Below are 23935 nucleotides of genomic sequence, written 5' to 3' on the forward strand. Positions count from 1 at the left end.
TGCGAACCCATTGGATTCCACGCAACAGAGCGGGGCCGCCCGCCTGTCAGGTGGCTCAGCGCGGCGCGGCCAGCGTCCGGCCGGAGGGGTAGCGGGGCTCCGCCTCGGCCAGCACCATGCCCAGGGCGAGCACCCGGGAGAACGTCTCGCGCAGGGCGTAGCGGCGGGTGCGGGGGCGGCCCTCGTCGGCGGCCACGCCCCAGGCGTCGATGCCCACCGAGTTGGCGATGTAGAGCGCCCGCGTCAGGTGGAAGCGCTGGGTGACGAGCACCGCCTCGCGCACCCCGAAGACGGTGTGGGCCCGGACGGAGCTGTCGTAGGTGGACAGGCCCGCGTCGTCCTCCTCGACGGCGTGGGGCGGCACGCCCCGGTCCAGGACATACCGCAGCATGGCCCGCGTCTCGTCGTGGAAGGGGTCCGAGTTGTCCCCGCTGAGCAGCAGCGAGTCCACCGTGCCCGCCCGGTACAGGGCGATGGCGGCGTCCAGCCGTTGGGCCAGCACGGGCGAGGGCACGCCTCCGGGGGCCAGTCCCGCCCCGTACACCAGCGCCACCGGGGCCTGGGGGGCCTCCGCACGCGGGATGATCCGGTCCGCGTAGCGCTTCTCCACATAGAAGGAAACGACCCACACGCCCAGGACCGCCGCCAGCCCCATGGCCAGCAGCCCTTGCACCCACTTGCGCAAGGCTCGCGCCTTTTTGCCGCCTCTCCCCATGGTCCCCGGCCAAACCGCCGGGAGGCTCATTCTCCTCCCTTCATTCCCGGAAGGAAGGTGCTCTCTTGCCTGGTGCTCACACGGGGACACCGGCGCTCGTGTCCTCGGTCCTCAAAGCATGCCGTTCCACGGCTTCCAGGACCTGCCGGGGGTCCGCCGGCTTGCCCAGGAAGGCGGCTACCCCGAAGGAGGAGGCGTACAGGGCCCGGTCCCTCGGGCTCATCCCCACCAGGGAGGCCGAGAGGATGACCACGGGGATGGAGCGCAGGGTGTCATCCCCCCTGCGGGTGGTGAGGAGCCGGTTGCCGTCCATGACGGGCAGGTTCATGTCCAGCACCATCATCGAGGGCCGGGGGGCTCGCCCCAGGTACTCCAGGGCCTCCTTGCCATGGCTGGCCGCGACCACGGGGTAGCCATGGGCCTCCAGGAAGTGTTGGAGCGACTCCCGGATGTCCGGGTCGTCCTCCACGATCAATACCGGGCCACGCAGGGAAGCCATGGTTCAGCGCTCCGCCAACGAGAGGAACCTGCCCCCGAAGGCTAAGTCCGGAGACCCAGGGCGGCACCCCCGGTGGAATCGCCTGGATGCCCGGCCCGGGCCGCCGGGGCCACCCGGTTGCAAGGCCACGGTTGACCGGCCGCCATACCGCCTATATAGGGGGCCCCGTCCAGACCCTGCCCTCTCTTGCTGGAGGGGTGGCCGGGTCCGCGTTTCCAGAGGAGTCGGTGGCCCCATGGCGTCCCTTCGCGATATCCGCAAGCGCATCCGCTCGGTGAAGAACACGCGGCAGATCACCAAGGCCATGAAGATGGTCTCCGCCGCCAAGCTGCGCAAGGCGCAGGATGCCATCATCGCCGCGCGTCCCTTCGCGCAGATGCTGGACCAGATCATCGCCGACCTGGCCACCCGTTCCGGGGGCGAGGAGCTGGCGCACCCGTTGCTCACCTCGCGTCCGGTGCGCAAGGTGGAGCTGCTGCTGCTCACCTCGGACCGCGGCCTCGCCGGCGGCTTCAACTCCAACGTCATCCGGCGCGCCAGCCGCTTCATCTACGAGAACAGCGGCGTGGAGATCGAGGTCTCCTCCGTGGGCCGCAAGGGCAACGACTTCTTCCGCAATCGCGGCCAGAAGATGCGCAAGGACTTCGGCTTCCTCTTCCAGCGGCTGGACTACCCCCACGCCTCGCAGGTCGCCGAGGAGATGAGCGCGCGTTTCCTCAAGGGCGAGGTGGACGCCGTCTACGTCGTCTACAACGAGTTCCTCTCCGCCATCAGCCAGAAGGTCTCCGTGGCGCAGCTCCTGCCGCTGCAGACGCTCTCGGTGGGCGCCCCCACGGCGGCCGAGGCCGGCACGGTGGCTCCGGTGGCCGCGCCCACCCCGGCCCTGGTGGACTTCAAGTACGAGCCGGGCCGCCAGGACGTGCTCGATCGGCTGGTGCCCCAGGCGGTGGCCATCAAGCTGTACCGCTCCCTGCTGGAGAGCGTCGCCAGCGAGCATGGCGCCCGCATGAGCGCCATGGAAAACGCCACGAGCAACGCCTCGGACATGATCGCCAGCCTGTCGCTCACGTACAACCGCACCCGCCAGGCGGTCATCACGAAGGAGCTGATGGAGATCGTGTCCGGCGCGGAGTCTCTGAAGTAGAAGTTCCGCTTCTGGCCTCGCGGCCGCGAAGCTTGACCCCTGGGGGAGGCCACCTGTAGAGGGGGCCCGCCCATCCCCCGGGCCACAATTTCGACGAGGGACGGAAGACATTCCATGAGCGCTCAAGTTCCGACGGTAGGCAAGGTGACGCAGGTTCTCGGACCTGTGGTCGACGTGGAGTTCCCGCCCGGCGGTCTCCCGGAGGTGTACACCGCCCTCAAGGTGACCAACGCCAACATCAGCAACGAGGCGGACAACCTCACCCTCGAGGTGGCGCAGCACCTGGGTGAGAACACCGTGCGCTGCATCTCCATGGACTCCACCGAGGGTCTGGCCCGCGGCGTGGCGGTGAAGAACACGGGCGCCCCGATCCAGGCGCCGGTGGGCAAGGCCACCCTGGGCCGCATCCTCAACGTCACCGGCGACCCGGTGGACGAGAAGGGCCCCGTGAAGGCCAAGGAGTCCTGGCCCATCCACCGCCAGCCTCCTCCGTTCACGGAGCAGGACGTGCGCGTGCAGATGTTCGAGACCGGCATCAAGGTCATCGACCTGCTGGCCCCCTACACCCGCGGTGGCAAGATCGGCCTGTTCGGCGGCGCCGGCGTGGGCAAGACGGTGCTCCTGCAGGAGCTCATCCGCAACGTGGCCGTGGAGCGCGGTGGCTTCTCGGTGTTCGCCGGCGTGGGCGAGCGCACCCGTGAAGGCAACGACCTGTATCACGAGATGCAGGAGTCCAAGGTCATCAAGATCGACAACCTGGAGGAGAGCCAGGTGGTGCTGGTGTACGGGCAGATGAACGAGCCGCCCGGCGCCCGTGCCCGCGTGGCCCTCACGGCCCTGACGATCGCCGAGTACTTCCGCGACATCGAGGGGCGCGACGTGCTCCTCTTCATCGACAACATCTTCCGGTTCACCCAGGCCGGTTCCGAGGTGTCCGCCCTCCTGGGCCGCATCCCGAGCGCCGTGGGTTACCAGCCCACGCTGGCCACGGAGATGGGCAGCCTCCAGGAGCGCATCACCTCCACGACGAAGGGCTCGGTCACCTCGGTGCAGGCCATCTACGTGCCCGCCGACGACCTGACGGACCCGGCGCCGGCCACCACGTTCGCCCACCTGGACGCGACCACGGTGCTCAACCGCGCCATCTCCGAGCTGGGCATCTACCCGGCCGTGGATCCGCTCGACTCCACCAGCCGCATCCTCTCGCCGGACGTCGTGGGCGCGGAGCACTACGCGGTGGCCCGCAAGGTCCAGGGCATCCTCCAGCGCTACAAGGAGCTGCAGGACATCATCGCCATCCTCGGCATGGACGAGCTTCTCCGAGGATGACAAGCAGGTGGTGGCGCGCGCCCGGAAGATCCAGCGCTTCCTGTCGCAGCCGTTCTTCGTGGCGCAGATCTTCACCGGCTCGCCGGGCAAGTACGTGAAGCTCCAGGACACCATCCAGGGCTTCAAGGAGATCGCCGACGGCAAGCACGACGACATCCCCGAGTCCGCCTTCTACATGGTGGGCGGCATCGACGAGGCGCTGGAGAAGGCCCGCAAGATGGCGGCGGCGTAGTCGGCCGTTGCCCGCCGGCAGGGAGCCCACGTGCTGCGTTCCACCCTCGTTCTGATGCTGTTGCTGGTGGCGCTCCCGGCCTTCGGGCAGGAGCGCTCCAGCCGTGCGCGGGTGAGCGCCAACGGGACCTACAGCGTGCGCCTGGTGGAGCAGACCGGGAAGTGCACGCTGGAGGTCTCGAAGGAGAGCGGCCCGGTGTGGACGCTCAAGCAGTGCGTGGGCGGAGTGGACGACCTGTACTTCGTCTCCAATGACGGGGAGCGGGTGTGGATCCTCTTCCCGCTGGCGCCCAAGGGCACGAAGAAGCTGCCCGGGAAGAAGTACAAGAAGGTGCCCGCGTGGGCCAACACGGTGGTGGCGGAGGAGTATGACCGCCAGGGGCGGGTGCAGGAGCGGCGCCTGCTGAGCTTCGTGGGGCTGCGCGAGGTCTCCGAGGTGCGGGAGTTGGGACAGCACCTGAAGTGGTTGGAGGGCGTGCTCGGGGTTCCGGGCAAGGGCCCGCGCCTGACGGACGCAGGGCGCATCGAGTTCGAGACGGTGGGCGGCAAGTCCCACCAGCTGACCTTCTGAAAAGCGGTACCCCAGGGAGCACGGAAGCCCATGGCCAAGCTGACGGTCGAGATTGTGACCCCCGAGAAGCGCATCCTGTCGGTGCAGGCGGACGAGGCGATCGTCCCGGGTGGCAAGGGTCTGTTCGGCGTGCGGCCGGGCCACACGCCGTTCCTGTCGCTGATGGAGCCGGGCCCGATGACGCTGATCGACGGTGGGCGGCGCGAGTACTACTTCGTGGCGGGCGGCTTCGTCGAGGTGAGCAACGACAAGGTGCTGGTGCTGGCGGACGTGGCGGAGCCGGTGACGGGCATCGACGTGGAAGCGGCGAAGCGGCGGATGCAGGAGGCGCAGGAGCGGCTGCGCGGCATGTCGTCGGACGACGTGCGCTTCGACATCGAGCAGGCGACGGTGCGCCGCGAGACGGCGCGCATGAGCGCCGCGACGATGCGCTGAGCCGTCCCACGCAGAATCGCGAGAGAAACACCCGCGAGCAGTACCCCTCTCCCCCCGAGAGAGGGACGGGGTGAGGGTGCCCGGACCCCGGGTTCCCCCCCATGAAGCGCTGATCGAGCCCCCATGCACGATGCCCCGGACCGGGCGTCAGGCAGCGGGGGCTTCGTCATTTCCACGCCCCGCTTCCCCCCTGTTCACCGGCCGTGCGAGCGTGCCTCTTGACGTCACGTCCAAAAAGGAGCATTCAGAATGCACATTTAAAGATGCGTTTCAATGCATCGAAACAGGGGGCCGCACGCGGCCCGGAGAGTGAGCGCACATGAGCACCAACGTCGCGGACAAGAAGAACAGCCTGTACGAGCAGATCGGTGGGGAGCCGGCGATGGAGGCGGCGGTGGATCTCTTCTACCGGAAGGTGCTGTCGGACGAGCGCATCAGCCACTTCTTCGAGGACGTGGACATGGAGCGCCAGTCGGCGAAGCAGAAGGCGTTCCTGACGATGGTGTGCGGAGGCCCGAGTGCGTACTCGGGCAAGGACATGCGCAAGGGGCACGCGCACCTGGTGAAGAACGGGCTCAACGACACGCACTTCAACGCGGTGGCGGAGAACCTCGCGGCGACGCTGCAGGAGCTGGGCGTGGCGAAGCCGCTGGTGGATCAGGTGCTCGCGATCGCCGAGAGCGCGCGGGCGGACGTGCTCAACCGCTGATTCCGAGGGGAGGCACGCACATGGTGAGGGTGAAGCACGAGGGCCAGTGGTACGGGCTGGACGAAGGCGAGTCGGTGCTCGACGGACTGCTGCGGGGGGGTGTTCGGGTACCGCACTCGTGCCGGGCGGGGGCGTGCCAGTCCTGCCTGATGCGGGCCGAGCGCGGCGAGGTGCCGGCGAAGGCCCAGGGCGGGCTGAAGGACACGCTCAAGGCCCGGGGCTACTTCCTCTCGTGTGCGTGCCACCCCGAGGGTGAGCTCGAGGTGGCGGAGGCGGGCGCGGAGCTGCGGGTCCCCGCGAGCATCACCGCCCTGGAGCGGCTGAGTGACAGCGTGCTGTGTATACGGCTGCGCCCGGAAGGGGCCCTCGAGTACCGGGCCGGCCAGTACGTGTCCCTGCTCCGGGACGGCCTGGCGCGCAGCTATTCGCTCGCGAGCCAGCCGCACGAGGACACCCTGGCGCTGCACGTGCGCCGCATCGCCGGAGGCCGCATGAGCGGGTGGCTCTTCGACGAGGCCCGGCCGGGAGACACGTTGGAGCTGCAGGGCCCCGCGGGCGAGTGCTTCTACGTGCCGGGGCGGCCGGAGCAGCCGCTGCTGCTGGCCGGTACGGGCACGGGCCTGGCTCCGCTGTACGGCATCCTCCAGGACGCGCTGGCGCGGGGGCACACCGGGCCCATCTGGTTCTTCCACGGCGCGCTCGAGGCCTCCGGGCTCTACCTCGTGGACGAGCTGCGCGCGTTGCAGTCCCGTTACCCGCAGCTCCAGTACCGCCCCTGTGTTCTCAGGGGACAAGAAAGAGTGGGGGTGACGGTGGGGGCGCTGGACGCGGTCATCAAGGAAGCATGCCCCCGGCCGGCTGGCTGGAGAGCCTTCCTGTGCGGCGACCCGGCGCTGGTGCTATCCCTGAGGAAGAAGCTCTTCCTCGCCGGGCTGTCGCTCAAGGACCTCCATGCGGATGCGTTCCTCCCGAGCACTCCTCCGCCGCAGGAGGGAGCGGGAGTGACGAGCCGTGCATCTGACGCTTCACGCTGACTACGCGCTGCGCGTGCTGCTGTACCTCGCGGCCAACCCGGATCGGGTGGTCTCCACGGGCGAGGTGAGCAGTGCGTACGGTATCTCCAAGCACCACCTGGTCCGCGTGGTGCAGGGCCTGGGCCGCCATGGCTTCGTGGAGGTCCGGCCGGGGCGCTCCGGCGGTGTGGTGCTGGCGCGGCCACCCGCGGAGATCTCCGTGGGGCAGGTGGTGCGCCACATGGAGCCGGACTTCCACATCGTGGAGTGTTTCGATCCGCAGACGAACCGGTGCCCCATCACCCCGGCCTGCGGACTCATCGGCGTGCTCAACGAGGCGACGCGCGCCTTCCTCGCCACGCTGGACAAGTACACGCTGGAAGATCTGCTGCGGCGCAGCCCGCGCAAGCTGTCCAACTACTTCCTCAAGCCCACGGCCGGCGTCGAGGTGGGGTGAGCATGGTGGGGCGCGTGCTGGAGGCTCTTCCACCGCATCGCGGAGTCCTCCTCGGCGGCGGCGCGCCGGTACGTGGTGGACTATGCGCTGGAGGACCGGGTGCGCCTGCGCAATGTCGCCTTTCCCGAGGCGGAGGCCGCCTGGCGGGAGCTGGGTGGACACAGCACTCCGGCACTCTGGGATGGGGAGCACCTGCACCAGGGAGCCGAGGCCGTCCTGGCGAGACTGCAGGCCGTTGTCAACCTCGGCCGCGACGCCTGAGTCGGTGAGAAGCTTGTGGTGGGAGAGCACCCTTCACCCAAGCTGTGCGCCGGCATGCGGGGAACTCACGAAGAGATGAAAGTCGGGGCTAGTCATCGAACGCGGCTCGGTTATCTTGCCGCTCCCCATGTCGCTGACCCCCGCCGAACGCCAGGACAGGTTTCAAGCGGCGTTCCTGGGACTCGCCATCGGAGATGCCCTGGGGTTTCCCCTGCGGGGCGTTCCGCCCGCGAGCCTCACACGCCTGCCTGGACTGGCGGAGGACTTCGCGCCTCGGCCGCGGGGGAAGTTCGCCAAGGGCCAGTTCTCCGATGACACGCAGCTCATGCTGGCGGCGGCCGAGAGCGTCATCCGCGAGAACAAGGTGGATGGGCGCAGCGCGGCGGCGCACCTGGCGTGGCTGTGGCAGGAGGGCATCATCCTGCAGCCGCCCAAGCAGCTCGCCGAGGCGCTGCAGAAGCTGGCGCAGGGCACGCCGTGGATGAGCGCGGGGGCGCCGCTGGGCGTGAAGTGCCCCTCGGTGCTCAGCCGCGCGGTGGTGGTGGGCCTCTTCGAGAGCAGGAGCCGGGTGCGCATCCGCCATGACGCGGGTGTGATGACGGTGCTCACGCACAAGGACCCCACGTGCGCGGGAGCGGCGGCGGCCTTCGCCCAGGCGATCGCGCTGGGGCTGACGACGAGCGAGCCGCTCACGCCCGCGGAGTTCTGCGAGGAGCTGGCGCTCTCGGCGGCGGCGCACGACAAGGAGCTGGCCGAGGAGCTGCGGCACCTGCCCCGGCTGCTGACGTGGGACCCCGTGCGGGCGCTGGCGCAGTTGCGCAAGGTGGGCGTGCCGCCCAGCCAGCTCAAGGGCGTGGACGGGCTGCCGTCGCACGTGGTGCCGGTGCTGCTCACCTCGTTGTACGCCACGCTGAAGGTGCCGCACGACTTCCGCCAGGCGGTGGAGCTGTCGCTGCGCTGCGGCGGCGAGGCGGACGTGGCCGCGGCCTGCACGGGCGCGCTGCTGGGGGTGCACCTGGGCACGGCGGCGATCCCCGCGCGGCTGCGCAAGAACGTGCTGTACGCGGACACGCTGCTGGACACCGCGGACCGCCTCTTCCAGGCCCGGCAGGTGCGCGAGACGGTGGCCACCGCCCTGGCCCAGCAGCAGCACCCCAAGCGCCGCCGCTGATCCGTGCGCCCGGAGCCGGGCGGGCATGAAGCCGGGCCCCTGGCCGCTCGCTCGCTGGAGAGGGGGCGGCCGGGCATCCCCCGTGTCCCGCCGGTCAGACTTCCCGCGGAATGTTCCCGCTCCCACCTTCCGCGGGAGAGCGGGACACACCTGGGACTCCTGGGTGGGCCCGCCGGATGCCCCGGGAGGCGGAGACCGTGGAACTCGAGTCGGAGCGTCTGGAGCGAAGGCAACTGGAGTCACTGTCCACGGCGGAGCTCATCCGCCATGCCATTGAAGAGGCCCGGCTGCTGGCGCGGGCCGAGGTGCTGCACGCCAAGAAGGAGCTGCAGCAGGAGCTGAAGGCGGCGCGCACCGCGGGCATCCTCCTGGGCGCCGGAGGCGTGCTGGGGCTGATGGCCCTGGCGGCCCTCCTGGTGGCGGTGGGGCTGGTGCTGCCCCTGGCCGAGTGGCTCGGCGTGCTGCTGGTGGGCGTCTTCCTGGTGCTGGTGTCGGGCGGCCTGGCGTTCGCGGGCGTCAAGCGGCTGCCGAAGAAGCCCCTGCCGCACACGCAGGAGCGGCTGAAGACGGACCTCGCCCGCACCCGGGAGACACTGCAATGAGCGAGCAGGACAACAAGGGCGGCGGGCACATCACCGCGGGCATGGGCGATCGCGAGCAGGTGGAGAAGACGGCGGACCGGCTGCGTGACGAGCTGCTGCTCACGCTCGAGGAGCTGGACCGGCGCCGCGAGCGGGCCCTGGACGTGAAGTACCAGGTGCGCCAGGCCGTCGAGAAGAACCGCGACGTGCTCATCCAGGCGGGCGGCGTCGCGCTGGCGCTGGCCGTCGTGGGCATGGGCGTGTCGTGGTGGCGGGCGCGGCACCGCGAGGAGCTGCTGTGGAAGCACCGCGCGCGGGCGGTGCGGCGCGCCTGGGAGCACCCGGACCGGGTGGCCTCCCGCGCCGAGGAGCGGCCGGTGGGCATCGAGCTCGGCCGCAAGCTCGTCTTCATCTTCGCCAGCACGCTGGCCTCGGCCATGGCGAAGCGCGCGGTGCAGTCGCTGGTGCCTCCCTCCGAGCAGCAGCAGGGCCCGGAAGGCAAGAAGCGCCTCGGGCTGCGCTTCATGCAGACGCCGGCCCACGCATAAGAATTGTTGATTGCGTATAATCATCGCATAAAGCAGATTCATCCACGCCATGGATCTGCTCTACGCGCGTGCCCAGATGGGGATGTCCCTCGCCTTCCACATCGTCTTCGCGGCGGCGGGAATCGCGTTGCCGCTGTTGATGGTGATCAGCGACCTGAAGGCCCGGCGGACGGGAGACGCGGACTACGCGCTGCTCAGCCGGAAGCTGGCGAAGGGGACGGCCATCCTCTTCGCGGTAGGCGCGGTGAGCGGCACGATGCTGTCCTTCGAGCTGGGGCTGCTATGGCCCGCCTTCATGGGGACCTACGGGGAAGTCATCGGACTGCCCTTCGCGCTGGAGGGGACGGCCTTCTTCACCGAGGCGGTGTTCCTCGGCATCTACCTGTACGGGCGGGAGCGGATACCGGCGGGGCTGCACCTCTTCTCGGGGGTGATGGTGGCGTTGAGCGGCGCGGCGAGCGCCTTCTTCGTCACGCTGGTGAACGTCTTCATGAACGACCCCTCGGGCTTCACCCTCACGGCGGGCGGTCCAGTGAACGTGGACCCGGTGGCGGCGATGTTCAGCCCGGGCTGGCGGCACCAGACGGCGCACACGCTGCTCGCGTGCTACCAGGCGAGTGCCTTCGCCATGGCGGGCATCCACGCCTTCGTGCTGCTGCGGCACCCGGGGGCGGCCTTCCACCGCAAGGCGCTCTCGGTGGCGTTGCCCCTGGCGTGTCTCTCCGCGCTGCTGCAGCCGCTGGTGGGGCACCAGTCCGCGGAGCACATCGCGCGCGCGCAGCCGGTGAAGCTGGCCGCGGCGGAGGGCCTGTTCCAGACGCAGCGGGGCGCGGGGCTGAGCATCGGCGGACTGCCGGACGTGGAGACGGGCACCACGCCCTACGCGCTGGAGATTCCCAAGGCGCTGTCCCTCCTGGCGTTCGCGGATCCGGACGCGGAGGTGAAGGGGCTCGACGCCTTCCCGCGCGACGAGTGGCCGCCGGTGGCCAAGGTGCACCTGGCCTTCCAGCTCATGGTGGGCACGGGGAGTGCGATGGCGCTGCTGGCGGCGGTGACGCTCTTCCTGCGCTGGCGGCGCAAGGCGTGGCCCGAGGACCGGCGGGTGCTGTGGGGATGGCTCCTGTGCGGGCCGCTCGGGGTGGTGGCGATGGAGGCGGGGTGGCTCGTCACCGAGTGGGGGCGCCAGCCGTGGATCATCCGCGGGGTGATGCGCACGGGGGAGGCGGTGACGCCGGTGCAGCACCTGGCGGCGCCTTTCTGGACGTTCACGCTCGTCTACCTCTTCCTGGGGGCGATGGTCGTCTTCCTCCTGGTGAGGCAGGTGGCGGGCACGCTGCCGGGCCGGGAGCCGCCGGCGGGGGAGGTGGCCCATGAGCACTGAGCTGTGGTTGGGCGGCGCGCTGGTGGCCGCCTTCGTCCTCTACGCGCTCTTCGGAGGCGCGGACTTCGGCGGCGGCGTCTGGGATTTGCTGGCCTCGGGGCCGCGCAAGGCGGAGCAGCGGGCCCTCATCGCCCACGCACTCGGGCCGGTGTGGGAGGTGAACCACGTCTGGCTCATCATCGGCGTCGTCATCCTCTTCTCGGCCTTCCCGAAGGCCTTCGCGGCGCTGTCGGTGGCGCTGCACGTGCCGCTGACGCTGCTGCTGCTGGGCATCGTCTTCCGCGGCACGGCCTTCACCTTCCGCACCTATGACGCGCGCGGGGACGCGGTGCAGCGACGCTGGGGGCTCGTCTTCAGCATGGCGAGCGTGCTGTCCCCGGCGCTGCTGGGCATGTGCGTGGGCGCGGTGGTGAGCGGGGACATCCGCGTGCGGGGGCTCACGGTGGTGAGCGGTTTCTTCTCCGCGTGGCTGTCGCCCTTCGCGCTGGCGGTGGGCGCGCTGGCCCTGTGCCTCTTCGCCTTCCTGGCGGCGGTGTACCTCACGGCCGAGACGCGCGAGCCCGGACTCCAGGAGGACTTCCGGAAGCGGGCGCTGGGCGCGGGGGTGGCGGTGTTCCTGGCGGCCTTCGGCGTGCTGGTGCTCGCGCGCGAGGGGGCGCCCCGGGTGTGGGCGGGGTTGACGGGCTCGCCCTTCGCGCTGGCGCTGCACGCGGCGACGGCGGTGGCGGCGGTGCTGGCTTTCGGGCTGCTGCTCGCGCGGCGCTTCTGGCCGGCGCGCGTGGCGGCGGCGGCACAGGTGGGCCTCATCGTCGCGGGGTGGGCGGCCTCGCAGTACCCCTACCTCGTGGTGCCGGATCTCACGCTTCAGGGAGCGGCGGCATCCGCGTCGGCTCAGCGGGCCCTGCTGGTGGCGCTCGTGGTGGGCGCCGTCCTCATCATCCCCTCGCTGCTCTTCCTGCTGCGGGTGTTCCAGTCCTCACCCAAAGGGGTCCGCGAGTGACAACGTGGCCATTTCCCCTCGCCCTCCGGGAGAGGGAGCTCAGGCCAGGCGCCGCGCGACGGCGGGCACGTACGTCCTGTCATCGGGTGCCGCCGCCACCTGCTGCGCGGGCCTGCCCACCTCGGGCGTGGGCGCCTCCGCGTCGAGCAGCACGCTCTCGAGCACGTCCTGGAAGCGCTCGCGCAGCGACTCCTCGTACAGCACGAAGCGCACCTCCCGCAGCCGGCTGCCGCCCAGCAGCAGGTGCCAGCGCAGCGCCGACGCCTCCGCGCGAGCGCTCGCCTCGACGGTGACCCGTCCCGCGCCCGTGCCCAGCGCCGGCACCGCGAGCGAGCTCAGGCCCTCTTCCTCCGCGGTGAGCAGTGCCCGCTGCATCGCCCGGCCGATGCAACTGACCTCCTCCCACGCGCTCACCGCGTGCAGCACCCGCTGGCACGCGAGCCGCCCCGCCCCCGTGGAGATGCACGCTCCCAGCGGCTGCTCTCCCCAGTGCCACGCCTCCTGCTGGATGCTCTCCCCGCCGTGGGCACGCAGGGCCGCCGCGGCCCCTCCCGTCATGTGGAGCTGGGGCACGGCCGGGCTCACGATGCCGTCCACCTGCGCCAGGGCCAGGTCCCCGGTCTCACAGACGATGCGCGTGGGGCCGAGCGCCAGGCTGCCATCGTCCAGGCGCGTGGCGGCACCCGGCGGGCGCGTGGTGCTGGCCAGCCGGGCGAACAGGTGACGCACGTGGGCCACGTCGGGGAAGCGGGCCTCGGGGTGCGGTGCGAGCATGCGCGCCAGCACGTGCTGGAAGTACGCCTCCTCGGGTCCGCTGGGCGTGGGAAAGACGGGGTGGGCCTCGCCACGCAGCCGGGGCTCGAGCCCCTCGAAAGGGGGCCGGCCATAGCGCAGGTGGTAGGCGGTGGTGCCCAGGCCGAACACGTCCGCGCGCCGGTCGAACGCTTCTCCGCGCAGCACCTCGGGAGCCATGTACGGCCCGGTGCCGGAGATGTCCCCCCCGAGCGCTCCGCCCACGCTCTTGGCCACCGCGATGCCGAAGTCGCCCAGCTTGGTGCCCAGCTCCGGTGAGTCGAGGATGTTCGACGGCTTGAGGTCCCGGTGCAGGATGCCGGTGAGGTGCGCGGCGGCGAGCCCCTCGGCCACCTGGGCGAGCACCTCGCAGACGAACCACAGCGGCAACCCGTGGCCCAGGGCCCGGCGCCGGCGCACGTCCACCTCGTCCAGGTCGATGCCGTCCACGTACTCCTGCACGAGCAGCGGCGTTCCCTGGTGGATGCGCACGTCGGTGGCGCGCACCACGCGGTGGCTGGGCACGCGCGCCATCAGCCGCGCCTCGTTGAGCATGCGCCGGTAGCGCTCCTCGGGGTCCGCCTGGAAGTGCGGCTTGAGCGTCTTGACCACCAGCGGCGAGGCGAGCAGCACATGCCTCGCGAGCCACACATCACTCATCCCGCCGCCGCCAATGCGGCCCCAGATTTCATAATCCCCGATGCGTGTGCCGGACTCGACCATGGTTCCCACCTCTATCCCGGAGCGGCCCGCACGTTGAACAACCCCGGGAACACGAAGCACCCCGGACGATGACGCAGCAGGCCAAACACTGGCGGCGGGTCTACCTCGGAGGACTGGCAGAGTTTTCCACCCCGGGTGTGGGAGAAAGCGCTTCTGGACCCATCCAGTAGTGCCCGGAGATGGAGTAGCTTCCCGGGTTCTGAGTCACAGGGGGGGTCCCAGGACCACCACCCACTTCCCAGAACGCAAGGAGCCCGAACCCCGATGACGAGCCCCAAGTTCGAGACGTTGGTCGACATCTTTCTGCAGAGCGTTGCTTCCTTTGGCCCTCGCCCGCTCTTCGGCGAGAAGAAGAACGGCCAGTGGACGTGGATGACGTACATCCAGTTCGGCCAGATGGTGGATGACCTACGTGGTGGTCTGGCGCAGCTCGGCGTGACGCATGGAGACCGGGTGGCGGTCATCGCCAACAACCGGCACGAGTGGGCCGTGGGCGCCTACGCCTGCTACACGCTGGGGGCCGCGTACGTCCCCATGTACGAGGCGCAGCTCGACAAGGAGTGGCACTACATCCTCAATGACTGTGGCGCCAAGGTGGTGTTCGCCGCCACCGACGCCATCGCCGCCAAGCTCAAGGTGCTCCAGAAGGATCTGCCCAAGCTCGAGCACGTCATCCGCTTCACCGGCACGGCGACCGAGTCGGACACCTTCGCGTGCCTGCTGCGCCGCGGCGCCGACACGCCGAGCCCCGTCACCACGCCCAAGCCCTCGGACCTGGCCGGCCTCATCTACACCTCGGGCACCACCGGCAACCCCAAGGGCGTGATGCTCAGCCACGCCAACCTCGCGCGCAACGTGGCCGCCATGCACGAGGTCTTCCCCATGAACCAGGATGACCGTTCGCTGGCCTTCCTGCCGTGGGCGCACTCCTTCGGGCAGAACGTGGAGCTCAACGCCCTCATCTCCATGGGCGCCTCCATGGGCATCGCCGAGGGCGTGGACAAGATCGTCGACAACCTCGCCGAGGTGCAGCCCACGCTGCTCTTCTCGGTGCCGCGCATCTTCAACCGCATCTACGACGGGCTGCAGAAGCGCATGGCCGCCGAGTCCCCCGTCAAGCGCATGCTCTTCACCCGCGGCCTCGAGGTGGCCAGGCAGCGCAAGGCCCTGGCCGAGAAGAATCAGAGCAGCGTGCTGCTGGACGTGCAGCATGCCTTCTTCGACAAGGTCGTCTTCTCCAAGGTGCGCGCCCGCTTCGGCGGCCGGCTCAAGTACGCCTTCAGCGGCGCGGCGGCCATCTCGCGCGAGGTGGCGGAGTTCATCGACAACCTCGGCATCACCGTCTACGAGGGCTACGGCCTCACCGAGACGTCCCCCATCGCCACCGCCAACTACCCCGGCCACCGGAAGATCGGCTCGGTGGGCAGGGCGCTCCCCGGCACGCGCGTGGAGATCGACCGCTCGGAGACGGGCGACCCCAAGCAGGGGGAGATCGTCGTCTTCGGCCACAACGTGATGATGGGCTACTACAACCTGCCCGAGGAGAACGACAAGGTCTTCACCGCCAATGGCGGCTTCAAGACCGGTGACATGGGCGTGCTCGACGAGGACGGCTACGTGTGGATTACGGGCCGCATCAAGGAGCAGTACAAGCTGGAGAACGGCAAGTACGTGGTGCCGGTGCCCATCGAGCAGGGGCTGCAGCTCTCGCCCTTCATCACCAACGTGATGCTGCACGGGCAGAACAAGCCCTTCAACGTGGCCATCATCGTTCCCGACATGGACTCGCTGAAGAAGTGGGCCACGGAGAAGGGCTTCGACACCACCTCCATCCCCGAGCTGCTCAAGCGCGAGGAGGTGCAGCAGCTCTACCGCGAGCAGATCAACGAGTTCTGCAAGCAGGCCAAGGGCTACGAGAAGCCCCAGCGCTTCCTGCTCATCAGCGAGGACTTCTCCACCGCCAACGACATGCTGACGCCCTCGCTCAAGCTCAAGCGGCGCAACGTGCTCGCGAAGTTCGGCGAGGCCGTGGAGGAGCTGTACCGCGACGCCGAGAAGAACGAGCGCGCGGCCTGAGCCCACTCCGGGCGCCGCACGGGGGCTCTGGCACGACAGCACGTGCCGGAGCCCGCCGGGCGCCCGGGTCTCAGCCCGCCTTGGCCAGGAAGGCCGCCAACGACTCGATGGTGGGGTACTGACGCAGAAGGGTCTCCTCGTACTCGCCCTTCAGCCACGTCTCCAGCTCGCCGATGATGCGGAGCTGCTCCATCGAGTCCAGGCCGTAGTGCTGGAAGGGCGCCCGCACGTCGATGTCCGCGGGCGTCACCTCCAGGAAGCCGGCCACCCGCTCCACCAGCCAGCGCTGGATTTCCTCCGCGGTCCTCGGGCTCACTGGCCCGCGCCCTGGCGCAGGCGCGCCGCCATGGCCGACAAATCGGACTGCTCCGCCGGCGTCCCCACGATGGCCGGCAGGTCCGCCATGGAGTCGGTGGGAATCAGGTGCACGTGCGCGTGCGGCACCTCATAGCCCAGCACCACCTCCACCACGCGCTTGCACCCGGTCTTCTCCTTGAGCAACCGCGCCACCGTGCGCACCGCCTGCATCAGCTCCACGTACCGCTGCGGCTCCAGGTCGAACAGGTAGTCCCCATCCGCCTTCGGAATCACCAGCGTGTGTCCGGGCTTCACCGGCCGGATGTCCAGGAAGGCCAGATGCCGCTCGTCCTCCCAGACCTTGTGACAGGGGATTTCACCGCGAACGATGCGCGCGAAGATGTTGTTCTCAGCCACTCTGCACTCTCCGTCTTGATTGAAAAGTCGGCGCTCCCTTGATTACCGCGCAAGTCTACTTTACACACATCAGCATGGACTCTGGGGTGATGCAGCGCGCGGAAGTCGCTCATCCGGAGGGGTTCACGTTCCTGTCGTGGAGTGGGGTAGGTGTGGGCGTGCTGGAGGACCGGCTGGACGGCCCCGCCTTGAAGTACTTCCTGTCTCCCAGGGAGCGGACGCTGTTGGACGAGACGGTGCTGCCGCAACGCCACCCCCAGTGGTTGCGCGGGCGTCACGTGTGCAAGCAGGTGGTCCGGGAGGTGCTCGGCCCGGAGTGTCTGGCGCGCCGGGCGGAGGTGCTGCCGGGCCCCCAGGGCGTGCCCCAACTGCATCTGCCCGAGGGCTTCGGGCCCCTGGACGTGTCGCTCAGCCATGCCCGCGCCCTGTCGGTGGCGGCCGTCACCGCGCACGGCCGGGTGGGCGTGGACGTGGAGCCCGTGGCCCCCATCCGCGAGGAGCTGTGGCACTTCTTCCTCTCGCCCGAGGAGCGGGCCCGTTGTGAGCGGGAGCCGGAGCTGGCCCCGCGGTTGTGGGTCTTGAAGGAGGCGCTCTACAAGGCCCTCCGCCCGTCCCGGCCCGTGCCGCTGCGTTCCCTTCAGCCCGAGCTGGGCGAGGGCGTGCTCCGGCTGCGCGCCCCTTTCGAGCAGGAATTCACCTTCACCTTCCTGGCCATGCGCAACCACCTGCTGGCCGTCGTGCGCTCATGAACCCGACCTCCTCCATTCGCATCCACGGCATCCACTACACGCTGCCCGAGCGGCAGGTTGGCCTCGAGCAGCTCGAGGCGGAAGGGCGCCTCGTCAGCACGGCCGAGACGATGCGCGACTTCGGCTTCGGTGACTGCCGGGTGTCCAGCGTGCCCGCCACGCAGCTCGCGTCGGCCACCCTCAAGGCGCTGCTGGAGCGCCACGGGGTGGATCCGCTGAAGGTGGGGCTGCTCATCAACGCCAGCGTGCTCGCCACCAGCTCGCTGGTGCCGAAGGGCGACGCGCTCGCCGAGTTCCCCCAGGGGGAGAACGCGCACCTGGAGATGTTCCGCTTCTCCAGCACGCGCCTGCAGGACGAGCTGGGCCTGTCCAACGCGCGCACGGTGGGCCTGAGCGAGCTGGGCTGCGTGTCCCTGTCCCACGCGGTGTGGCTCGCCCATGCCGTCATGGAGATGGAGGGCCTCGAGTACGCCCTGTGCGTCAACGCGGACGTCTTCCCCGACGGCATCAAGCGCGAGGTCGTCTACAACGTGTGCAGTGACTCGGCGTGCGCGGTGCTCCTGTCGCGCAACCCCGAGGGCTCGCGCATCAAGACGTACCAGACGCTCACCCGCGGCTATTACTGGGACCCGGACGGCCACCAGAACGAGCTGCTCGCCGCCTACTTCCCCACCGGCAAGCGCATCCTGGAGAAGACCCTCAAGGCCAGCGGCCTGGGGCGCGAGGACATCAAGCTCCTCATCCCCCACAACGTCAGCCTGCGGAGCTGGGAGATCCTCAGCAAGTTCACCGGCATCCCGCTGGAGAAGATCTACACGGAGAACATCCGCCCCAAGGGCCACTCGGTGGCGGCGGACAATTGGATCAACCTCAAGGACGTCATCGATCGGGGTCTGGTGAAGAAGGGCGACCACGTGATGATGTTCTCGTTCGGCCTCGGCGCGCACTGGGGCTGTAGCATCGTGCAGATCTAGCCGCGGTACCGGGACCCCCCCTCTCCCCCCCCCGCAGCTCCCCCCTCATGAACCTGTTCCTGACCGGAATCACCGGCGCCGTCGGTATGGAGATGGCGCGCTGGATCGCCCGAAACACGCCGAAGGCGCGCGTGTATGCGCTCATCCGAGCCCCCTCGCCCGTGGTGGTCAAGGCGCGGTGGTCGAAGCTGGCGGCGAAGTTGTGGCCGGATGCCTCGGCCCGCCCGCCCGAGGGCCAGTTCGTCCCCGTGATGGGCGACATCACCCGGCCCGGGCTGGGGCTGCTGCCGGAGGACGCGGAGCGGCTGGCCAGCGAGGTGACACACGTCATCCACTCGGCGGCCAACGTGGAGCTGGACGCGCCCCTGGACGAGGCGCGGCTGGCCAACCTGGAGGGCACGCGCCATGTCTTCGAGGTGGTGCGCACCTTCCGCCGGCTGGAGCGCGCCGGCTACGTGAGCACCCTCTTCGTGGCGGGCCACCGCCAGGGCCGCTTCCTGGAGACGGACGAGGTGCACGAGGCGGGCTTCGTCAACCCGTACGAGCAGAGCAAATACGAGACGGAGCACCTCGTGCGCGGGCTGATGAAGGAGCTGCCCATCGCCATGTACCGGCTGGCCTACCTCATCGGCCGGGACGATGGCGAGGTGACGCGCCACAACTCCATGCACGCGCTCATCCGGCTCTTCTACCAGGGGCACGTGGGCGCCTTCCCGGGCACGCCGGACTCGCGCATGGACCTGTCGTCCAACGACTACGCGGCCGCCGCCCTGCTCACGCTCTTCCTGGAGCACTACCAGCCGGGGCGCACCTACCACATCGGCAACGGCGACGACGCGCTGCGGCTGCAGGACTTCATCGACATCGTGACCGAGGTGTCCGCGGAGTCCGAGCGGCGCTGGGCCCAGGGCGACTTCCTTCCGCCGGACATCGTCGACGCGGAGACGTACGAGCTGCTGCGGCGCACGCTGCTGCAGACGCAGAACAAGCAGTCCCACGAGGTCATTCGCCTCGGGGACACCATGTACGGGCACCTGCTGGCGTCCCAGGTTTTCGACGCGAAGCCCGTGCACACGCTGCTCGGCGAGCGGGTGAAGCCGCCACCCGCGAAGCAACTGCTGATGGACGTGCTGCGCCACTGCGTGGCCACCGACTGGGGCCGCAACCGGAGCTGACGAGGAACACACCATGGACAAGATTCAGTTCGAGGAGCGTCTGCTGACCTTCATCCGCAAGCTGTGCGTGGAGAATGGCATCACCGCGGACATCGGCCGGGACACCGCGCTGTTCGAGAATCGCCTCATCAACTCCATGCGCATCATCGACTTGATGGGCTTCATCGAGAGCGAGCTCTCCATCGAGGTGCCCGAGGACAAGTTGACGATGAACTTCTTCCGCTCGCCGCGGATCATCGCCGACACGTTCTGCCCGGCGGCCGGGGAGGCCAAGACGTGAGCACGCTGACGGTGGACCCGAAGAGCCTCGCCTTCGGCTCGGGGCGCTCGCCCCGTCCCGAGGCCGTGGGGCAGTTGATGGAGCGCGGAGACCTGCGCTCGTACGACAACGGCACGCTGGGCATGTCGGGCCCCGCGCTGTGGCTGTTCCGCTACTTCGAGCGCAAGTTCCTCGAGCTGGCGTTCAAGTACGGCGCCTCCGAGCGCCAGTACCCCACGCTGATGCCCATCTCCGTGATGGAGCGGACGGACTACTTCAAGTCCTTCCCGCACCACGCCACCTTCGCCATGTGCCTGGACCGGGACACCACGTCCCTGCGCCAGTTCGTGGACGCGGTGAAGGCGGGCGAGGGCGTGGAGGAGGTGTCGGCCGCCCGGGTGCGCCCGGCGGGCGCGGTGCTCTCCGGCGCCGTCTGCTACCACTGCTATGCCGAGCTCCAGGGCCGCGCCATCACCGGCGAGCCGATGGTGATCACCACCCAGGGGCGGTGCTTCCGCTACGAGCACGGGGAGTTCGCCCCGCTGCGCCGCCAGTGGGAGTTCACCATGCGGGAGATCGTCCTGCTGGGGCCCGAGGCGCCCATCGCCAGCATGCGCGAGAAGCTGCTGCTGGAGGTGGTGGAGTTCGCCAGGGCGCACGGGCTCACCGGGCGCATCGACGTGGCGTCGGATCCGTTCTTCGGAGCGGTGGAGGGCCGGGCGCGCACGCTGCTGCAGCGGGCGCAGTCGCTCAAGTACGAGCTGCTGGTGGACGTCACCGGGCAGAAGGGGGGGGACTTGGCCATCGCGTCCTTCAACCTGCACGGGGACTCGTTCTCCCGTACCTTCGGGCTCACCCTGCCGGACGGGCAGCAGGCCAGCACGGGCTGCATCGCCTTTGGCCTGGAGCGCTGGGTGGCCGCCTTCACCGCGTACCACGGAGTGGACCCGGCCGCGTGGCGCGAGGTCATCCCTTCCTCGGAGTGCGCGGGCCTGTAGGCCGCTGCTCCCCACCCGAATCGCAGCGAGGAGTGCCATGACGACGGAGCGCTACTACTACGACTTCTTCGGCTCCAAGTCGGAGTCGCGTTGGAACGTGGAGAAGGACATCCCCTGGGGGGAGATCGACCGCGAGGCCGCGCTGAGCCAGCCGGACATCCTGGACAAGGTGCGGCGCACCGCGCTCATCGAGTCCTACCACGCGCTGGGGACCGTCTCCCTCATCAAGCTGCTGCACGAGGACGTGGACGCCACCTCGGTGTTCCAGGTGGAGTGCTTCGAGGGCTTCCGGCACTTCTGGAGCCTGCGGCGCTACCTGGACCTGGTGGGCTTCGAGCCGCGCATCACCGATGAGGAGCTGGTGGAGATCCGCCGGCGCAACATCGACCACGTGAACTACCAGCCCGAGGACACCGTCCAGGAGCTGGTGAACTTCATCTGGTCCGAGCACGCGGCGGGCTACTTCGCGCGGCAGCTCGGCGCGCAGTGCAAGGACAAGGTGCTGGCGAAGCTGCTGGGCTTCATCTCCACGGACGAGTTCCGTCACGCGGAAGGCGGCTACCAGATCCTCACCAAGCTGCTGGAGCGCAAGCCGGAAGCTCAAGCCCGAGGTGCTGCGCGCGGCGAGCAACTTCAAGCACTACGGCTGGCACGTGTGCGAGCTGCCGGTGGCGGTGGAGAACGACTTCACCACGGTGCTGCAGATGAAGCGCAAGTTCGAGAAGGTGTGCGGCGCGCGCATCGTGAGCTGGCGCGAGGGGTGGGCCAACCTTCCCACCACGCCGGACAGCGAGGGCACGCCGCAGCCCGAGCGCCGCTAGAGCAACCCCCTTCGCTTCCGGAGCACCGCCATGGCTTCTGACTGCATCTCGGGCGCGACGTCACTCGCGCAGATTCTCCACCGCCGCGCCGAGCGCCACCCGGAGCGGAGGGCGCTCACCTTCCTCGCCCGTGGGACCGAGGAGCGCAAGGCGTACTCCTACGTGCGGTTGGACGAGCGGGCCCGCTCCATCGCCGCGCTGCTCGAGGCGCACGGGATGAAGGGCGAGCGCGCGCTGCTGCTCTACCCGCAGGGGGTGGAGTTCGTGGAGGCCTTCCTGGGATGCCTCTACGCGGGCGCGGTGGCGGTGCCGGCCTACCCGCCGGATCCCACGCGGCTGGCGCGCACCCTGGGCCGGCTGCTGGGCATCATCGCGGACTGCCGCCCCAAGGTGGTGCTGGCCACCACGGAGCTGTGCGCCATGGCGGCGTCCTTCGCCGAGCAGGTGCCCGGACTGGCGGAGCTGAAGTGGCTGGCCACCGACGCGGAGGACCTGGGCGTGGTGGCGCTGTCGTCGCCCGTGAGCGCCCGGAGCGAGGAGCTCGCCTTCCTGCAGTACACCTCGGGCTCCACCTCGGCGCCCAAGGGCGTGATGGTGAGCCACGGCAACCTGCTGACGAACCTGGCACACATCGGCAGCAGCCTGCGGGTGGGCGAGGACTCGTGCTCGGTGACGTGGCTGCCGTCCTTCCACGACATGGGCCTGGTGGACGGGCTGATGGGCGGCTTCCACTGGGGCTACCCGGTGTACCTGATGTCTCCGGCGGACTTCCTCAAGCACCCGCTGCGCTGGCTGCAGGCGGTGACGGCCTTCAAGGTGACGCACACGGGCGGGCCCAACTTCGGCTACGAGCTGTGCGTGCGGAAGGTGACGCCGGAAGTGCTGGAGGGGTTGGACCTGTCCTCGTGGCGCAGCGCGTACTGCGGCGCCGAGCCGGTGCGCGCGGGCACCATGCGGCGATTCCTGGAGACATTCTCGCCGCGGGGGTTGTCTCCCACGGCGCTGGCGCCGGTGTACGGACTGGCGGAGGTGACGCTCAAGGCGCCGGGCGACATGGGGCGCGGCGTGGTGACGCTGAGCGTGGACAAGGAGGCCCTGAAGGAGGACCGGATCCTGCCGCTGCCCGCGGGCGATGCCAACGCCGCGGAGATCGTCTCCTGCGGCCATTCCGAGGAGGGCTATTCCCTGTCCATCGTGGACCCGGAGTCGCGCGAGGCGCTGCCGGAGGGACGCGTGGGAGAAATCTGGGTGTCCGGCCCCAGCGTGGCGCAGGGCTACTGGCGCAAGCCGGAGCTGTCCGAGGAGACGTTCCGCGCGCGCATCCGTGGGGATGAGTCGCGCCAGTGGCTGCGCACGGGGGACCTGGGCTTCATGCAGGACGGGTTGCTGTACATCACCGGCCGCAAGAAGGACCTCATCATCATCGGCGGGCAGAACCACTATCCGCAGGACATCGAGTGGGCGGTGGAGGCGGCACTGTCGGCGGTGAGGCCGGGGTGCGGCGCGGCCTTCTCGGTGGACGTGGACGGCGAGGAGCGGCTGGTGGTGGTGGCGGAGGTGGACACGAAGCAGCAGCAGGGCGGCGCGGCGCTGGACCTCGAGGCTGCGACGGCCACGGTGCGCCAGGCCATCAACGAGGCGTACCAGTTGCGGCTGCACGAGCTGGTGTTCCTCAAGCCGGGGAGCGTGCCGAAGACGTCCAGCGGCAAGATTCAGCGGCAGGCGGCGAAGCGCATGTACCTGGAGCGCGGCCTGCAGCGGGTGACGGAAGAAGCGGCCTGAAGGTGGCCATCTCCCCTCTCCCTCCGGGAGAGGGACGGGGTGAGGGTATCCGGGCCTCGGGTTCATGCCCCGGGCGCTGTGTCAGAAGTCCTCGCGTGCCTGGGCCAGGGTGTACTCCGTCTGGGCCGGGACGAACGTGCCTGACCTCTCCACCAGCCACGCGGGGGCGCCCTCCGGCAGGTAGAAGTCCTGCTCGAAAGGCGACAGCCCCAGGTGACGCAGGTACTCCTTGAGCATGTCGAACGTGAACCGGTCCCTCACGCGGCGCGCCTGGTACTGCTCCACTTTCTCGAAGGGGAAGGGCTCGCCGGACTGGTCGAAAACCCAGTGCCCCCCGTCATTGGACGCGCCCAGGGCCCGCACGTAGTTGAGCCAATCCGTCTGGTGCGGGCCGTACACCTCGAGCATCACGGCGCCATAGCGGCCTTTGTTCTTCCGGATGGTGTGGGGCACGGCGACCACACGCAGGCCCCGGCAGCCCAGCGTCCGGGCCATGTAGCCCATCGGGCTCGCGGCATCGGTTCCTCCCCATCCATTTTCGACGTACGCCGTCCAGGGGCTCCGTGTCGGAATGAAGAGATCCCGCCGGCTCTCCGGACTGGTGAGAGGCAGCAGGGTGGAGAGGGCCTGCTCCAGGGAACCCGAGACCGGGCGCACGTCCACGGCGATACCTCGGGGCGCCAGCAGCCCTGCCTGCCACGCCGCGAAGGCTTGGGCGGCGTGCTCCGCATCGGTCTCCAGAAATCCCATTTCTGAAGTGATCGGCGCCCAGCGATCATCCAGCAGCAATCCCTTCATGTCCTCGGTCATCAGCCGCGCCTTGCCCG

26 protein-coding genes and 1 pseudogene are annotated in these 23935 nt (G+C 69.5%); 21 read left to right on the forward strand and 6 right to left on the reverse strand.

Annotation, left to right across the window (positions count from 1 at the left end; translation table 11 throughout):
* Positions 1-55: 55 nt before the first annotated feature.
* Together ACN28I_RS34220 and ACN28I_RS34225 are read right to left on the reverse strand one after the other, a co-directional pair.
* The gene (locus ACN28I_RS34220; RefSeq protein ID WP_420946105.1) at positions 56-685 is read right to left on the reverse strand and encodes a SanA/YdcF family protein; all 630 of its coding nucleotides are present in this window, start codon (positions 683-685) and stop codon (positions 56-58) included.
* Between the two features lie 106 nt (positions 686-791).
* On the reverse strand, positions 792-1214 hold the full coding sequence (locus ACN28I_RS34225; protein ID WP_420946106.1) for a response regulator: 423 nt from the start codon (positions 1212-1214) through the stop codon (positions 792-794).
* A 235-nt stretch (positions 1215-1449) separates the two neighbouring features.
* Here ACN28I_RS34225 and atpG point away from each other — a divergent pair, with 235 nt between their 5' ends.
* The 13 genes and pseudogenes from atpG to ACN28I_RS34290 all read left to right on the forward strand — a co-directional run bounded on the left by atpG (position 1450) and on the right by ACN28I_RS34290 (position 12045).
* Positions 1450-2358 (forward strand): ATP synthase F1 subunit gamma, encoded by a 909-nt coding sequence (gene atpG / locus ACN28I_RS34230; RefSeq protein ID WP_420946107.1) that lies wholly within the window; start codon positions 1450-1452, stop codon positions 2356-2358.
* A 114-nt stretch (positions 2359-2472) separates the two neighbouring features.
* A pseudogene (gene atpD, locus ACN28I_RS34235) lies at positions 2473-3919 on the forward strand (F0F1 ATP synthase subunit beta).
* Positions 3920-3949: 30 nt separating this feature from the next.
* Positions 3950-4489, forward strand: coding sequence for a hypothetical protein (locus ACN28I_RS34240; protein ID WP_420946108.1), 540 nt, complete (start codon positions 3950-3952; stop codon positions 4487-4489).
* 30 nt (positions 4490-4519) lie between these two features.
* The gene (locus ACN28I_RS34245; protein ID WP_047860918.1) at positions 4520-4924 is read left to right on the forward strand and encodes a F0F1 ATP synthase subunit epsilon; all 405 of its coding nucleotides are present in this window, start codon (positions 4520-4522) and stop codon (positions 4922-4924) included.
* A gap of 319 nt (positions 4925-5243) precedes the next feature.
* The gene (locus ACN28I_RS34250) at positions 5244-5633 is read left to right on the forward strand and encodes a group I truncated hemoglobin (RefSeq protein ID WP_420946109.1); all 390 of its coding nucleotides are present in this window, start codon (positions 5244-5246) and stop codon (positions 5631-5633) included.
* A gap of 20 nt (positions 5634-5653) precedes the next feature.
* Positions 5654-6667, forward strand: a complete 1014-nt coding sequence (locus ACN28I_RS34255; RefSeq protein ID WP_420946110.1) for a 2Fe-2S iron-sulfur cluster-binding protein — start codon at positions 5654-5656, stop codon at positions 6665-6667.
* Positions 6645-7103, forward strand: a complete 459-nt coding sequence (locus tag ACN28I_RS34260; RefSeq protein ID WP_420946111.1) for an RrF2 family transcriptional regulator — start codon at positions 6645-6647, stop codon at positions 7101-7103. The genes ACN28I_RS34255 and ACN28I_RS34260 overlap by 23 nt, the downstream gene beginning before the upstream one ends.
* A gap of 72 nt (positions 7104-7175) precedes the next feature.
* Complete coding sequence (locus tag ACN28I_RS34265) at positions 7176-7364, forward strand: hypothetical protein (RefSeq protein WP_420946112.1); 189 nt, start codon at positions 7176-7178, stop codon at positions 7362-7364.
* 127 nt (positions 7365-7491) lie between these two features.
* Complete coding sequence (locus ACN28I_RS34270; RefSeq protein ID WP_420946113.1) at positions 7492-8535, forward strand: ADP-ribosylglycohydrolase family protein; 1044 nt, start codon at positions 7492-7494, stop codon at positions 8533-8535.
* A gap of 197 nt (positions 8536-8732) precedes the next feature.
* Positions 8733-9137 carry a phage holin family protein gene (locus tag ACN28I_RS34275; RefSeq protein ID WP_420946114.1) on the forward strand — a complete coding sequence of 135 codons (405 nt, stop codon included), beginning with the start codon at positions 8733-8735 and terminating at the stop codon, positions 9135-9137.
* On the forward strand, positions 9134-9664 hold the full coding sequence (locus ACN28I_RS34280; protein WP_420946115.1) for a hypothetical protein: 531 nt from the start codon (positions 9134-9136) through the stop codon (positions 9662-9664). The genes ACN28I_RS34275 and ACN28I_RS34280 overlap by 4 nt, the downstream gene beginning before the upstream one ends.
* A 49-nt stretch (positions 9665-9713) precedes the next feature.
* On the forward strand, positions 9714-11045 hold the full coding sequence (locus ACN28I_RS34285) for a cytochrome ubiquinol oxidase subunit I (protein ID WP_420946116.1): 1332 nt from the start codon (positions 9714-9716) through the stop codon (positions 11043-11045).
* Positions 11035-12045 carry a cytochrome d ubiquinol oxidase subunit II gene (locus ACN28I_RS34290; RefSeq protein ID WP_420946117.1) on the forward strand — a complete coding sequence of 337 codons (1011 nt, stop codon included), beginning with the start codon at positions 11035-11037 and terminating at the stop codon, positions 12043-12045. The genes ACN28I_RS34285 and ACN28I_RS34290 overlap by 11 nt, the downstream gene beginning before the upstream one ends.
* 39 nt (positions 12046-12084) lie before the next feature.
* Here ACN28I_RS34290 and ACN28I_RS34295 read toward each other — a convergent pair whose 3' ends face one another.
* Positions 12085-13560, reverse strand: coding sequence for a serine/threonine-protein kinase (locus ACN28I_RS34295; RefSeq protein ID WP_420946118.1), 1476 nt, complete (start codon positions 13558-13560; stop codon positions 12085-12087).
* Positions 13561-13824: 264 nt separating this feature from the next.
* Here ACN28I_RS34295 and ACN28I_RS34300 point away from each other — a divergent pair, with 264 nt between their 5' ends.
* The gene (locus tag ACN28I_RS34300) at positions 13825-15636 is read left to right on the forward strand and encodes an AMP-dependent synthetase/ligase (protein ID WP_420946119.1); all 1812 of its coding nucleotides are present in this window, start codon (positions 13825-13827) and stop codon (positions 15634-15636) included.
* Positions 15637-15706: 70 nt separating this feature from the next.
* Here ACN28I_RS34300 and ACN28I_RS34305 read toward each other — a convergent pair whose 3' ends face one another.
* Positions 15707-15952 (reverse strand): acyl carrier protein, encoded by a 246-nt coding sequence (locus tag ACN28I_RS34305; protein WP_420946120.1) that lies wholly within the window; start codon positions 15950-15952, stop codon positions 15707-15709.
* Positions 15949-16350 carry an HIT family protein gene (locus ACN28I_RS34310; RefSeq protein ID WP_420946121.1) on the reverse strand — a complete coding sequence of 134 codons (402 nt, stop codon included), beginning with the start codon at positions 16348-16350 and terminating at the stop codon, positions 15949-15951. The genes ACN28I_RS34305 and ACN28I_RS34310 overlap by 4 nt, the downstream gene beginning before the upstream one ends.
* Positions 16351-16502: 152 nt before the next feature.
* Here ACN28I_RS34310 and ACN28I_RS34315 point away from each other — a divergent pair, with 152 nt between their 5' ends.
* From ACN28I_RS34315 to ACN28I_RS34345, 7 genes are read left to right on the forward strand one after another with little or no spacing between them, the layout of a single operon-like run.
* Positions 16503-17099 carry a 4'-phosphopantetheinyl transferase family protein gene (locus tag ACN28I_RS34315; RefSeq protein ID WP_420946122.1) on the forward strand — a complete coding sequence of 199 codons (597 nt, stop codon included), beginning with the start codon at positions 16503-16505 and terminating at the stop codon, positions 17097-17099.
* Positions 17096-18073 carry a 3-oxoacyl-[acyl-carrier-protein] synthase III C-terminal domain-containing protein gene (locus ACN28I_RS34320; protein WP_420946123.1) on the forward strand — a complete coding sequence of 326 codons (978 nt, stop codon included), beginning with the start codon at positions 17096-17098 and terminating at the stop codon, positions 18071-18073. Before ACN28I_RS34315 ends, ACN28I_RS34320 begins: the two co-directional genes overlap by 4 nt.
* Positions 18074-18120: 47 nt before the next feature.
* On the forward strand, positions 18121-19248 hold the full coding sequence (locus tag ACN28I_RS34325) for an SDR family oxidoreductase (protein WP_420946124.1): 1128 nt from the start codon (positions 18121-18123) through the stop codon (positions 19246-19248).
* Positions 19249-19261: 13 nt separating this feature from the next.
* Positions 19262-19528 (forward strand): hypothetical protein, encoded by a 267-nt coding sequence (locus tag ACN28I_RS34330; RefSeq protein ID WP_420946125.1) that lies wholly within the window; start codon positions 19262-19264, stop codon positions 19526-19528.
* A complete protein-coding gene (locus ACN28I_RS34335; RefSeq protein ID WP_420946126.1) occupies positions 19525-20505 on the forward strand; it encodes a hypothetical protein in 981 nt (326 codons plus the stop codon). Before ACN28I_RS34330 ends, ACN28I_RS34335 begins: the two co-directional genes overlap by 4 nt.
* Positions 20506-20542: 37 nt before the next feature.
* Entirely contained in the window at positions 20543-21367 is an 825-nt protein-coding gene (locus ACN28I_RS34340) for a hypothetical protein (RefSeq protein ID WP_420946127.1), read from the forward strand.
* Positions 21357-23108 (forward strand): fatty acyl-AMP ligase, encoded by a 1752-nt coding sequence (locus ACN28I_RS34345; protein WP_420946128.1) that lies wholly within the window; start codon positions 21357-21359, stop codon positions 23106-23108. The genes ACN28I_RS34340 and ACN28I_RS34345 overlap by 11 nt, the downstream gene beginning before the upstream one ends.
* An 81-nt stretch (positions 23109-23189) precedes the next feature.
* On the opposite strand, the gene ACN28I_RS34350 is transcribed toward ACN28I_RS34345, so the two are convergent.
* On the reverse strand, positions 23190-23918 hold the full coding sequence (locus ACN28I_RS34350) for a hypothetical protein (protein WP_420946129.1): 729 nt from the start codon (positions 23916-23918) through the stop codon (positions 23190-23192).
* Positions 23919-23935 lie beyond the last annotated feature (17 nt).

It is taken from the genome of Archangium gephyra (assembly GCF_049060025.1).
GTDB classification, from domain to species: Bacteria; Myxococcota; Myxococcia; order Myxococcales; family Myxococcaceae; genus Archangium; species Archangium gephyra_A.